General features: G+C 60.2%; 13 protein-coding genes. All 13 read right to left on the reverse strand.

The window, feature by feature from the left end:
* Positions 1 to 344 precede the first annotated feature (344 nt).
* Positions 345 to 1580: an LCP family protein gene (locus CSV91_RS06935; protein WP_089573100.1), complete on the reverse strand. Its 1236-nt coding sequence runs from the start codon at positions 1578 to 1580 to the stop codon at positions 345 to 347.
* Between the two features lie 12 nt (positions 1581 to 1592).
* Positions 1593 to 2876, reverse strand: a complete 1284-nt coding sequence (gene murA / locus CSV91_RS06940; RefSeq protein ID WP_099432313.1) for a UDP-N-acetylglucosamine 1-carboxyvinyltransferase — start codon at positions 2874 to 2876, stop codon at positions 1593 to 1595.
* Positions 2877 to 2964: 88 nt separating this feature from the next.
* Entirely contained in the window at positions 2965 to 3357 is a 393-nt protein-coding gene (gene atpC / locus CSV91_RS06945; RefSeq protein ID WP_006235718.1) for an ATP synthase F1 subunit epsilon, read from the reverse strand.
* Positions 3358 to 3360: 3 nt separating this feature from the next.
* Entirely contained in the window at positions 3361 to 4815 is a 1455-nt protein-coding gene (gene atpD, locus CSV91_RS06950; protein WP_006235717.1) for a F0F1 ATP synthase subunit beta, read from the reverse strand.
* Positions 4815 to 5723, reverse strand: a complete 909-nt coding sequence (gene atpG / locus CSV91_RS06955; protein ID WP_006235716.1) for an ATP synthase F1 subunit gamma — start codon at positions 5721 to 5723, stop codon at positions 4815 to 4817. The genes atpD and atpG overlap by 1 nt, the downstream gene beginning before the upstream one ends.
* A 5-nt stretch (positions 5724 to 5728) precedes the next feature.
* Positions 5729 to 7327: a F0F1 ATP synthase subunit alpha gene (gene atpA, locus CSV91_RS06960; RefSeq protein WP_099432314.1), complete on the reverse strand. Its 1599-nt coding sequence runs from the start codon at positions 7325 to 7327 to the stop codon at positions 5729 to 5731.
* Positions 7327 to 7803 (reverse strand): F0F1 ATP synthase subunit delta, encoded by a 477-nt coding sequence (locus CSV91_RS06965; protein ID WP_099432315.1) that lies wholly within the window; start codon positions 7801 to 7803, stop codon positions 7327 to 7329. The genes atpA and CSV91_RS06965 overlap by 1 nt, the downstream gene beginning before the upstream one ends.
* On the reverse strand, positions 7793 to 8395 hold the full coding sequence (atpF, locus tag CSV91_RS06970) for a F0F1 ATP synthase subunit B (RefSeq protein WP_099432316.1): 603 nt from the start codon (positions 8393 to 8395) through the stop codon (positions 7793 to 7795). Before atpF ends, CSV91_RS06965 begins: the two co-directional genes overlap by 11 nt.
* Before the next feature lie 15 nt (positions 8396 to 8410).
* The gene (locus CSV91_RS06975; protein WP_022094262.1) at positions 8411 to 8605 is read right to left on the reverse strand and encodes an ATP synthase subunit c family protein; all 195 of its coding nucleotides are present in this window, start codon (positions 8603 to 8605) and stop codon (positions 8411 to 8413) included.
* Between the two features lie 124 nt (positions 8606 to 8729).
* Positions 8730 to 9533: a F0F1 ATP synthase subunit A gene (atpB, locus tag CSV91_RS06980; protein ID WP_022094263.1), complete on the reverse strand. Its 804-nt coding sequence runs from the start codon at positions 9531 to 9533 to the stop codon at positions 8730 to 8732.
* A 3-nt stretch (positions 9534 to 9536) separates the two neighbouring features.
* Positions 9537 to 9848: a hypothetical protein gene (locus tag CSV91_RS06985; RefSeq protein WP_022094264.1), complete on the reverse strand. Its 312-nt coding sequence runs from the start codon at positions 9846 to 9848 to the stop codon at positions 9537 to 9539.
* A 281-nt stretch (positions 9849 to 10129) separates the two neighbouring features.
* Positions 10130 to 10777, reverse strand: a complete 648-nt coding sequence (gene upp, locus CSV91_RS06990; protein ID WP_099432317.1) for a uracil phosphoribosyltransferase — start codon at positions 10775 to 10777, stop codon at positions 10130 to 10132.
* 124 nt (positions 10778 to 10901) lie between these two features.
* Entirely contained in the window at positions 10902 to 12443 is a 1542-nt protein-coding gene (gene glpK / locus CSV91_RS06995; protein WP_099432318.1) for a glycerol kinase GlpK, read from the reverse strand.
* Between the last annotated feature and the right edge of the window lie 7 nt (positions 12444 to 12450).

A 12450-nucleotide genomic window follows, 5' to 3' on the forward strand; every position in this document is an offset into this window, starting at 1 on the left:
AACTCGAACAATCTAGGTAAGCAAAACCGCCCCGTCCTCAAAACCGAGAACGGGGCGGTTTTTGGCGCAAAGGGAGTAGTCAGCACCGCAGGTTGAGCCAACGTCAGCGAGCGACGTCCAAGGCGAACAAGTTGGCATGAAAAAGGCAGGGCATTGACCTTCTGGTCATGCCCTGCCTTTTGAATGACAAATTGTCGCCTTGGGCGGCGCGCAGCGTCGAGCCGTTACGGCGTTTGGTAAAACGCCGTAACTTTTTGATCATGCCGCCGAAGTTGAAAGGCAGATTGCCGCTCTGGCGGGTTTGCAGCGTCAAGCGGTTACGCGGTTTGGTAAAACCGCGTAACTTAGTAGTTGGCTTCGTAGCCGTTGCCGTCGCCGGTGGGCTCTTCGTAGTAGTCCGAATCGCTCGAATCGCTTGAGTCATCAGAATCGTCAGAGCTGACCGATGAGGTTGCGGTACCGTTTGCGTAATCGTCAGACGTGTTGTTGTTCAGGTCGCCGATCGTAGAGCTGGAACCGTCGGAAAGACCCATGGTGTTGGGACCCTTGGGATCCTTGCCAGCATCGACGCGCTCCATCATTTCCTTAAGCTCGTCTTCGTAGACAAAGACATAGCTCACGCCGTCGATCATGGTGCTGTCGTCGGCGTACGAGGGCAGGTTGGCCGAGTAGATACCGTCGACATCCATACCGCGCATGGCATTGACCGTAGCCACGATATCCTGAACGCTCATATCGGTTACGAGCATATCGGACAGCGAATTAACCAGGCCAAAAATCTTCGTGGCATCGAAGTTATTGAGAATCTGGTTGGCAAGGGCGCCAAGCACCTGACGCTGGTGGCGCATGCGCGTGTAATCGCCGTCGGCATAGGTGTAGCGGCAGCGGGCATAGGTAAGGGCGGTGGCACCGTCCATATGCTGCTGACCAGCGGTAATCTTAATATCCAGGTGCTCGGGGTCGTCAACATCATCGGTTGCGTTAATGTCGATACCGCCAACCGAATCAATCAGCGCCTGCATACCGTCGAAGCTGACCTCGGCATAGTGGGAAATCTGAACACCGCACAGCTCGTTGACCGCCTCGACCATGGCCTCGGCGCCGCCAACGGTATGGCAGGCGTTGATCTTCATGGTCTCGCCCTTGTACTCGACCTTGGTGTCGCGCGGAACGGAAATGAGCGTCGCCTGCTTTTGCGTGGGGTCGATGCGTGCCAGGATAATCGAGTCGGCACGATACGTATCTTCGCCCGGACGGCCGTCGGTGCCAAGAAGCAGCACGTAGAACGGATCCTTTGCCTCATCGGTGTCAACCAGAACCCGACGCAGATTGTCGGTAATGACATTAGAATCGCCGAGCTTGCCCATAATGGTGGCAAACCACAGGCCGGCAGCGGTAGTGGCACTCAGCAGCACGCCAAGCACGACAATGAGCGCGACGTGACGAATCGTGTGGCTACGACGACGTTGACGAGCGCGCTCGGAATAGCGAGCCACGTTATCGCGACTATAGATCTTGGCCTGCGCACCAGTTGAGGGTCTTCGGGTGGTGGTATCCGCGAGGGGCTTTTTATTAAACATAGGCAACCTGTATTAGTAGATGACGGGATCGGGGACGGTAGCATGCTCGACATGCGCGCCGAGCGCCTGCAGCTTTTCGACAAACTGCTCGTAGCCGCGCTTGATATGATGGATGGCCGAAACCTCGGTCGTCCCGTCGGCGATCAAGCCCGCTACGACGAGGGCCGCTCCGCCACGCAGATCGGGCGAGGTAACCTGTGCACCCGAGAAGCCCTTGACGCCATGAATCATGGCATGATGGCTCTCGATACGAATGTTGGCACCCATGCGCACCAGCTCAGAGGCAAACATAAAGCGATTCTCGAAGATGTTTTCGGTAATAACGGAACTGCCGTCGGCAAGGGCGGAGAGCACCATAATCTGCGCCTGCATGTCGGTCGGGAAACCGGGGAACGGAAGCGTCTGGATGTCGACCGGCTTGATACGCCCGGCACGGTTCACATGGACGCCATCCTCGACGCGCTCGCAGTCGATACCCATGAGCTCCATCTTCTTGAGCACCATGCCCAAATGAATGGGGCAAAAGCCCGTGACATCGACACCGCGATCGTCGGCCATCAACGCACCGGCAACGATAAAGGTACCGGCCTCGATGCGGTCGCCCACCACGCGATGGATAACGGGATGGAGCTCTTCCACGCCTTCGATAGTCACGACGGGCGTACCGGCGCCAACAATCTTGGCGCCCATCTCGTTGAGCATGTTAGCGAGATCGACGATCTCGGGCTCGCGGGCGGCATTGTCGATAACCGTGGTGCCCTGTGCGCGCACAGAGGCCATGATGAGGTTCTCGGTCGCACCGACGCTGGCGAACTCGAGCGTGACGGTGGTACCGCGCAGACCTTGGGGCGCATTAGCGTTGATGTAACCGTGGGCGGTATCGAACTCAACGCCCAGGGCCTCGAGACCCAGAATATGCATGTCGATCTTGCGAGCACCTAGGTTGCAGCCACCCGGCATGGCGATCTTGGCGCGATGGAAGCGACCCAGCAGGGGCCCCATGACGGCGGTGGAAGCACGCATCTTGGCAACGAGCTCGTAGGGGGCCTCCCAAGAATCGACCTGAGAGGTATCGATCTCGAGCGTGTGCTCGTCGAGGACATCGATCGTGGCGCCCATGCCCTTGAGCACCTTGCCCATCACGTGGACATCGGAAATATCGGGCACGTTCTGCAGCGTCGTCTTGCCCGGCGCCAGAAGCGTTGCCGCCATGAGTTTGAGCGCGGAGTTCTTGGCACCCGAGACGGGCACGGAGCCTCCGATGGCGTGGCCACCCTCAACGCGGATAATATCCAAGGTCTACCCTTTCAAAAAGCATGCCCGGGGTGGCTGGGCCATCCCGGGCATGATGTGTTCGCAAATGGTCGAACGCTAAATCGTTTGACTATTGGGCAAGCTTGAGCTTACACCATGCGATTTCATTATAGAGGTAGGCGCGGCGTGCATCATCCTCCGACAAATTACCCAGCTTCTCTTCAAAACCTTGAATATCAGCTTTAAGCTTGTCGGCATCGACGGTCGCCAAATCGCAAGCGCGCTCGGCGAGAACGGTCACGACATCGTCCGCAACCTGGGCATAGCCGCCGGCCACGGCAAACGTGTGGTCAACAGTGCCCATGGCCTTATCGGAAACGCGAACGTAACCGCGGTCGATCGTGCAGATCTCGCTGGAGTGAGCAGGCAGAACGCCAAACTCGCCATCCGTGGACGGAATCGACACAAACGCAGCGTCGCCCTCATAGGCGCAGCTCACGGGGCACACGATGCGGATACGCATAACCTACTTCTCCCCCATCTTGCGGGCGCGCTCGCGCACGTCCTCAATCGTGGAAGCATAGCGGAAAGCCTGCTCGGGCAGGTCATCGGCCTTGCCGTCGACAATCTCGGCGAAAGAGCGGACGGTATCCTCGACGCGGACGTAGACACCGGGGTTGCCGGTGAACTTCTCGGCGACGTGGAAGGACTGGGAGAGGAACTGCTGGATCTTACGGGCACGGTTGACCGTAAGGCGCTGCTCCTCGGACAGCTCGTCCATACCCAGAATGGCGATGATGTCCTGAAGGTCGGAGTACTCCTGCAGGAGCTCCTGGACCTTGACGGCGACACGGTAGTGCTCCTCGCCGACGATCGAGGGATCGAGAGCGTCGGAGGAAGACGCGAGCGGGTCGATAGCCGGGAACAGGCCGAGCGACGAAATGCTACGCGAAAGAACCGTAGTGGCGTCGAGGTGCGTAAACGTCGTGGCAGGCGCCGGGTCGGTCAGGTCGTCTGCGGGGACGTAGACAGCCTGGACGGAGGTAATGGAGCCCGTCTTGGTCGAGGTAATGCGCTCCTGGAGGTCGCCCATCTCGGTTGCCAGCGTGGGCTGGTAACCAACGGCGGACGGCATACGGCCCAGCAGTGCGGAAACCTCGGAACCTGCCTGGGAGAAGCGGAAGATGTTGTCGATGAACAGCAGAACGTCCTGGCCGCGATCACGGAAATACTCAGCGGTGGTAAGGCCGGCCAGACCGATGCGCAGACGCGCTCCGGGCGGCTCGTTCATCTGACCATAGACCAAGCAGGTCTTGTCGATAACGCCAGACTCGCTCATCTCGAGGAACAGGTCGGTGCCCTCGCGGGTACGCTCGCCGACGCCGGTGAACACCGAGGTGCCGCCGTGCTCCTGGGCGAGGTTGTTGATGAGCTCCTGAATCAGAACGGTCTTGCCAACGCCGGCGCCGCCGAACAGGCCCGTCTTGCCGCCACGGATGTAGGGCTCGAGCAGGTCGACGGCCTTGATGCCGGTCTCGAAGATCTCGGTCTTGGTGGTGAGCTCGTCGAAACGGGGCGCTGCATGGTGGATGGGATAGAACTCCTCCACCTCGGGCATGGGCTTGCCGTCGACGGGCTTGCCCATGACGTTCCAAATGCGGCCGAGCGTCTTAGGACCAACGGGCATCTTCATGGGCTCACCGGTATCGGTGGCGATGAGGCCGCGCTGCAGGCCGTCGGTCGAGGACATGGCGACCGTGCGGACCACACCGCCCGGAAGCTGGCTCTCGACCTCGAGGATCGTGCTCAGATGACCGATCGGGGTCTCGGCCTCGACCGTGAGCGCGTTGTAGATCGGGGGCACCGCACCGTCAAACTTGACGTCGACGACAGGGCCGATGATACGCACGATGCGACCATCACCGGCAGTCGTCTTCTTGGTGGCTTCCTCGACCGCAAGCTTTACGGTGTTATTAGCCATTACTGTTCCTCCAATGCTGAGGCTCCACCGACGATCTCGTTAATCTCGGTCGTGATCGAAGCCTGACGCACGCGACTATACGTGCGGGTAAGGGTCGAGATGATCGCGGTGGCGTTTTCCGTCGCGGAGTGCATGGCCTTGCGGCGTGCACCCTGCTCGGCAGCCGCCGAATCGATCAGGGCCTGGTAGATGACCGTCAGGATATAAGACGGCACAAGCTTGCCGAGAACATGCTCGGGAGAGGGCACGAACTCGAACGTGGACGAGATGCGCTTAGGGGCGTCGGTCTCGTTCTTACGCGGACCGTGGGCCATAGCGATCATCTCGGGGTCGAGCGGCAACAGATGCTCGACGCGAAGCTCCTGATCCACGCGGTTCTTGGCGTGGTGGTAGACAAGCTCGACACGGTCAAGCTCACCGGCACGATACGCATCGCAGATATGAGAGGAGATCATGCGGGCCTGATTGAAATCGGGCTCAGAGGAGTTGCCCTCAAAGTGCATGACGACGTTTGCGCGGTCACGGAAATACGTGGCCGGCTTACGCCCGCACGCGATGATCTCGCACTCGATGCCGTCGTTCGCCCAAGAAGCGGCGAGCTTTTCGGCCGTGCGCTCCACCGTCGTATTGAAACCGCCGGCAAGGCCGCGGTCCGAGGCAATAACGACAATCAGGCCATGCTTGACGCTCTCATGCTTCTGCAGCATGGGATCGGTGCCCGAACAGGAGGCGTCGCCGGCGACCGTCAACATGACGTCGGTCAGCGCCTCCTTATAGGGCTCGGCCTGCTTGGAGCGATCGAGGGCACGACGGATCTTGGCCGTAGAGACCATCTCCATCGTGCGCGTGATCTGCTTGGTCGTGGTAACCGAGGAGATTCGCTTCTTAATGTCGCGAAGGTTGGCCATGGGGCTTAGTTCTCCTCTGATCCAGTCGTATCGGCATGGTGCTTGGCCATGAACTGCTGCTTGAAGTCGCCGATGACGCGCAGGAGCTCAGCCTTGGTGTCATCGTCGATCTTCTTGGCGCGAACCTTGTCGAGCAGCGAGCCAAAGCCATTGTCCATGTACTCGACGAGCTCGGCACGGAACGGCAGCACGTCGGCGATCTCCAGATCGTCCAGGAAGCCCTCGTTGCCGGCAAACAGCGTAACGATCTGCTCGCCAACCTCGAACGGTTTGTAGCGCGGCTGCTTAAGGAGCTCGGTCATGCGAGCACCGTGGGTAAGCTGCTTCTGCGTAGCCTCGTCAAGGTCGGAGCCGAACTGCGTGAAGCCGGCGAGCTCCTGGTACGAAGCGAGGTCCAGACGGAGGTTGCCGGCGACCTGCTTCATGGCCTTGGTCTGTGCGTCGCCACCGACGCGGGACACGGAAATGCCCACGTCGACTGCCGGGCGCTGGCCCTGGAAGAAGAGCTCGGACTGCAGGTAGATCTGACCATCGGTAATGGAAATGACGTTGGTCGGAATGTAGGCCGAGACGTCGCCGTCCTGGGTCTCGATGATCGGAAGAGCCGTCATGGAGCCATAACCGTTCTTCTTGGACATCTTGACTGCACGCTCGAGCAGACGAGAGTGCAGGTAGAAGATGTCGCCAGGATAGGCCTCGCGTCCGGGCGGACGATGCAGCGTCAGCGACATCTGACGGTAAGCCACAGCCTGCTTGGACAGGTCGTCGTAGATGACGAGCACGTGGCCGCCGGGGTTGGTCTCGCTGGCGGGCTTGCCGTCCTCACCGTTGTACATGAAGAACTCGCCGATAGCGGCACCGGCCATAGGCGCGATGTACTGCATAGGGGCGGAATCGGCAGCGGTGGCCGAAACGATAATGGTGTAGTCGAGCGCACCGTGCTGAGCGAGGGTCTCGCGGATGTTGGCAACCGTAGAGGCCTTCTGGCCGATGGCGACATAGATGCAGACCATGCCCTTGCCGCGCTGATTGAGGATAGCGTCGATGGCAATGGCGGTCTTACCGGTCTTACGGTCGCCGATGATGAGCTCACGCTGACCGCGGCCAATAGGCACCATGGAGTCGATAGCGAGCAGACCGGTCTGAACCGGCTCACACACCGGGGTACGGTCGATGACGCCGGGGGCCTTGAACTCGATGGGGCGACGGTGCGTGGCGACGATGTCGCCCAGGCCGTCGATGGGCTGGCCGAGCGGATTGACGACGCGGCCGAGCATGGCGCGGCTCACAGGGATATCCATAATGCGGCCAGTGGTGCGGCACTCGTCGCCTTCCTTGATGGAGTCGACGGCACCGAACAGAACGGCACCGACCTCGTCACGGTCAAGGTTCTGGGCAAGGCCAAAGACGGTCTCACCGGTATCGGAGCTCTTGAACTCCAGAAGCTCGCCTGCCATGGCGCTCTTGAGGCCGGAGACGCGCGCGATGCCGTCGCCTACCTCGTCGACCGTTGAAACCTCATGCGTATCGACCGTCGCGGAGAGGCTCGTGAGCTGCTCCTGCAGTTTCTTGGCGATATCCTGGGCATTGAGGGTTTCGGACATTAGGCTTCACCTCCGTACGAATTAGCAGAGTTTGCGAGGGTCTCCTGCGCGACGCGCAGCTGCGTCTTGACGGAAATGTCACGACGCTCGCCGCGTGCCTCGAGCACCAAGCCGCCCACGATAGACGGGTCGACCTGCTCGATAAGGAATACCTTGCGGCCGAAGTCCTGCTCGCATTTCTTAGTGATGGTTTGACGCAGCTCGTCGTCGAGCGGGATCGCCGTGGTGACGGTCACGCCCACTACATCCTCGTCTTCCTCGGCAACATACTTAAAGGCAGCTGCCACCTTGGGAAGAAGGTCGAGCTGGTCGCGCTTGGACATGGTGTCGAGCACGGCGATGATCTCGGGGCTGGCAGAAGCCAGGCGCTCGATCATCTCGAGGTCCTCGAACACATGGTTCTCGGCCTTAGCGGCTTCCAGAAGGGAGCGCGCGTAGGTCTCGAGCACCTTGTCCTGATAGCGGCTAGTCGGCATTCAGGCTACCTGCTTCCTGGATGTAGCGCTCGATGAGCTTCTTCTGCTCGGCCTCGTCCTCGAGTGCCTCGCCCACGATCTTGGTGGCGACGGCAACGGACAGGTCGGCGATGGAGCTCGCGGCACCGGCGTAGATGGACTTGCGCTCGTCCTCGACGGTCGTATGGGCCTTGGCGATGATCTCCTCGGCCTCCTTGTGAGCAGCCTCGATGATACGGGCGCGCTCGGACTCGGCGTCCTTACGGGCCTCGAGAACGATGTCGGCAGCCTGACGACGGGCGTCGGTGACGATCGAGTCGGACTCAGCGCGCTTGGCGATAGCCTCCTGCTTGGTCTTCTCGGCCTCGTCGAGGCTCTCCTCGATCTTCTTGCCGCGCTCCTCCATGGTTTTGATGATGCCCGGCAGGGCGACCTTGGCCAGCACGATCCAGATAATCAGGAAGGCGATAAGCGCCGGGATGAACTCCGCCATCTTAGGGATGAGGATGTCCGCACCGGCAGCGCCGTCCTCGGCGAACGCGGAAACCGGCATGAGCAGCGCGGCCGCGGACGCGGAGAGTGCGATCGCGCTCTTCTGGGATGAAAGATTCATACTTGACGCTCCGTGCTATTTAACGATCAGCGCGACAACGAAGCCGATCAGAGCCAGAGCCTCGCCGAAGGCGGAGCCCATGATGAAGACGGTGAACACGCGGCCCTGGACCTCAGGCTGACGGGCCATAGCACCCGTAGCACCCAGAGCAGACAGGCCGATAGCAAGACCAGCGCCGATAACACCGAGACCGTAACCGATAACTCCCACGATTCCTCCTTTGTCGTGCGTGTCTTATTTCACGCAGGATAACCTTTTTATAACTGCCGGGCTCCATGGGTACGGGCACCGGCGGTTTAACGAATTGCCTTACCTTTAAGGCGCGAACGGAAGGCTACTCCTCCTCCGCGACCTCCTCTGCCTCGGAGACATACACGGCGGTAAGGACCGTGAAGACGTAAGCCTGGATGGCGCCGACCACAAGCTCGATCGCATAGATCAGGATGAGGATGGCAAGCCAGGCCAGCGAAGGCAGGGCGCCGACGGCGTGGGCCGCGGAAACCTGCTGAAGCAGCGGCTGCATGAACATGCTCGCCATGATGGCGAACGAGCCCATGACCACGTGTCCTGCGAACATGTTGCAGAACAGACGGACGGCGAGCGTGATGAGGCGCAGGAAGGTCGAGAAAAGCTCGACGACCCACACGAGCACGTTCATCGGGAAGCTCACGCCCTGCGGGGCGAGGCTCTTGATGTAGCCGATCACGCCGTGAGCCTTGCATCCGTAGTAGATGAAGTACACGAAGGCGAAGATGGCGAGCGCGGCGGTGGAGCCGATTGCGCCGGTGCCGGGCTTCATTCCCGGGATCAGGCCGATCATGTTATTGATCAGGATGAACAGGAAAAGCGAGCACAGGAACGGGAAGTGCTTCTTCCAGTTCTCACCCACGACGCCCTTGCCGATATCGTTCTCGACGTACTCGATGATGTACTCGAAACCGTTGACGAAGAAGCCCTTGGGAACCAGGGTCTGCTTCTTCTTGAACACGGCCAGGACGATCAGGAGCACGATCGTGGAGACGATCAGCCAAAACGAGTACTGCGTGATGCCGCAGCTCAGATCGCCCACGACAGGGGTGGAGCTGAACTCGCTGACCAGATGATTAATCTCATCAGGCAGCTTTTCAAAAATTTCCACGACTTACCTTTCGACCTCATGAGGATCTCGCAGCGCCTTGGCGACGCGAACCGTGCAGGCGGCCATAAAGGCCACGAAGCCGATCGCCTCGCCCAGGAGGAACATGCGAAATGCCTCTCCGAACAACACAAACACAACCAAGGTAAAGACGAGCAGGGCGATTGCCGAGACCGCCAGACTCACCATACCCTTGAGCATGTCCGCATTCTGTTTATCGTCAAGAACCGGCTTGAGCGTAAAGACAAAGGGAAGGAAGGCAATTGCGCCCGCGATGGCGCCTGCAACGATAGCGAGCAGATCGGCTATCTGAAACACTGGCGTCCTCACTTTCCTTTTTAACGCTTCACAGAACAGTTCCCGCCAAACATTGGTGACTATTGTACGAGCCAATCGCTAAAGTACAACCGAAAAAGCATCGGTTAATACGCACCTGTTCGTTTTCTTAAGACCTTCTTTATGCCGCAGGTACGGTAATACGTTTTTCTCGAACCCTGCAGGGCAAAACGTCCGTTAACAGGAGTGCGCGCGGTCGCCTTTTGTTCGTCCGCGCGCACCGTTTCTTCGTATTTGCAGCCGCGGCCGTCTTAGCCCAGCGACTAGAGCGTGCCGTAGATGCGGTCGCCGACGTCGCCGAGGCCGGGAACGATGTAGGCAGCCTCGTTGAGATGGTCGTCGATGGCGCAGGTATAGATATGCACATCTGGGTCCTTCTCGGTCAGCGACTTGAGACCCTCGGGGGCCGCGACGATGCACAGCATGCGGATGTCCTTGACACCGCGCTCGCGCAGGTAGCTGATGGCCATCTCGGCCGAACCGCCCGTGGCGAGCATGGGGTCGACGACCAGGCAGATACGCTGGTCGATATCCTTGGGCATCTTGCAGTAATACTCGTGCGGCTCGTGGGTGACCTCGTCGCGCTCCATGCCGATGTGGCCCACGCGAGCGGAGGGCACCAGGTCGAGGATGCCGTCGACCATGCCAAGGCCCGCACGCAGGATGGGCACGATGGCGAGTTTCTTGCCGGCAAGCTGTTTGAACGTGGCGGTAGTGATGGGGGTCTCGACCTCGACGTCTTCCATAGGCAGGTCGCGCATGGCCTCGTAGCCGTCAAAAAGCGCGAGTTCGCGCACGAGCTGGCGGAACTGGTTGGTGCCGGTGTTTTTATCGCGCAGGATCGACAGCTTGTGCTGAACGAGCGGGTGATCGACAAGCGTCACACGGGACGCATCGTAGGTGACGGTCATGGGTTGATTGCCCCTTTCGTTGCGGCCGCAAAACGGCCTTGCTGACAAGGGCGCGCAGCAATGTCGCTACCGCACGCCATGCATTAGTTTAGCGGTTTGTTGTATCGAGCAGCTCATCGCGGCCCTACTGTGCGGTACTGAGCGAGCGCTTGACTGCATCACGCCAGCCCGCAAGGTTTTGCTCGCGGCGCTCGGCGGACATGTGGGGAAGGAAGGTCCTAACGATCTGGGCATTTTGCTCCAGCTCTTCCAGGTCTTCCCAATAGCCGACGGCAAGACCCGCCAAGTACGCGGCACCGATTGCCGTGGTCTCCACCGTCTCGCATTGCAGCACGGGGATATCCAGCAGGTCGGCCTGGAATTGCATGATGAACTCGTTGCGCGAGGCACCGCCATCGACAGACAGGCGCTCGATCGAAAGCCCCACGTCCTGCTCCATGGCGCGCAGCACGTCGTAGCTCTGATATGCCATGGATTCGCAGGCGGCACGTACGATGGTCGCACGGCTCGAGGCGCCGGTCAGACCGCACACGATACCGCGAGCATGCGGGTCCCACCAGGGAGCACCCAAACCCGCAAAGGCGGGAACGAAGTAGCAGCCCTCGTTGTCGCTAATCGAAGCGGCGAGTTGTGCCGACTCGCTCACGCTCGAGATGATGCCCATGTTGTTGCGAAGCCAGTTCATCGTTGAGCCGGCGGCAAAAATAGAGCCCTCGAGCGCATAGCTGACTTTGCCGTCCGCAGCGATACCGATGGTGGAGACCAGGCCATTCTTGGATTCGACGATCTCGTCGCCGGTGTTCATGAGCATAAAGCAGCCAGTGCCATAGGTGTTTTTGGTCTGGCCGGGACGGAAACAGCAGTGGCCGAACAGCGACGCCTGCTGGTCACCCGCCACGCCCATGATGGGCGGCATGTTGGTCATGATGTCGCTCGCGACGCGGCCGTAGTCGCCCGAGCTCCAGCGAACCTCGGGCATCATGGAACGTGGAACGTCAAAGAGTGCCAGCAGGTCGTCGTCCCAATCGAGCGTATGGATATTAAAGAGTGCCGTGCGGCTGGCATTGGTGTAGTCGGTGGCAAAGACCTGGCCGCCGGTGAGGTTGTAGATGAGCCAGGTGTCGATGGTGCCAAACATGAGGTCGCCCGCCGCCGCGCTTTCGCGTGCGCCGTCGACGTTGTCGAGAATCCACTGCACCTTGGAGGCCGAGAAATACGGGTCGAGCGTGAGTCCCGTGCGGGAGCGCACCAGCCCTTCTGCGCCCTGCTCGACCAGCTCGTCGATCAGAGGTGCGGTACGGCGGCACTGCCATACGATGGCGTTATAGATCGGCTGACCGCTCACACGGTCCCAGACCACCGTGGTCTCGCGCTGGTTGGAGATGCCGATGGCGGCAATGCGGTCGGAGTGGATACCGCTCTTAAACTGGACTTCCATCATGACCGCGATCTGGCTGGCAAGGACCGCCATGGGGTCTTGCTCTACCCAACCGGGACGCGGGAAGCTGGTTTTGACGCTGCGACGTGCCTGCGCGACGATGCAGCCGTACTCGTCGACGATGGTCGCAAGTACCGAGGTGGTGCCGCAGTCGAGCGCCATGATGTAGGAACCGCCAAAGTCAAACGAGGCATCTTCCATGCCCAGGCTGCCCAGATTCAACGACATCGCTTAA

Source organism: Collinsella aerofaciens (genome assembly GCF_002736145.1).
GTDB lineage: Bacteria > Actinomycetota > Coriobacteriia > Coriobacteriales > Coriobacteriaceae > Collinsella > Collinsella aerofaciens_A.

Coding starts and splice junctions, on each gene's coding strand:
- atpF (WP_099432316.1), bottom strand. CDS start 8,395: ATGAATCTTTCATCCCAGAAGAGCGCGATCGCACTCTCCGCGTCCGCG.
- glpK (WP_099432318.1), bottom strand. CDS start 12,443: ATGTCGTTGAATCTGGGCAGCCTGGGCATGGAAGATGCCTCGTTTGAC.
- atpC (WP_006235718.1), bottom strand. CDS start 3,357: ATGCGTATCCGCATCGTGTGCCCCGTGAGCTGCGCCTATGAGGGCGAC.
- CSV91_RS06965 (WP_099432315.1), bottom strand. CDS start 7,803: ATGCCGACTAGCCGCTATCAGGACAAGGTGCTCGAGACCTACGCGCGC.
- upp (WP_099432317.1), bottom strand. CDS start 10,777: ATGACCGTCACCTACGATGCGTCCCGTGTGACGCTTGTCGATCACCCG.
- atpG (WP_006235716.1), bottom strand. CDS start 5,723: ATGGCCAACCTTCGCGACATTAAGAAGCGAATCTCCTCGGTTACCACG.
- atpA (WP_099432314.1), bottom strand. CDS start 7,327: ATGTCCGAAACCCTCAATGCCCAGGATATCGCCAAGAAACTGCAGGAG.
- atpD (WP_006235717.1), bottom strand. CDS start 4,815: ATGGCTAATAACACCGTAAAGCTTGCGGTCGAGGAAGCCACCAAGAAG.
- CSV91_RS06935 (WP_089573100.1), bottom strand. CDS start 1,580: ATGTTTAATAAAAAGCCCCTCGCGGATACCACCACCCGAAGACCCTCA.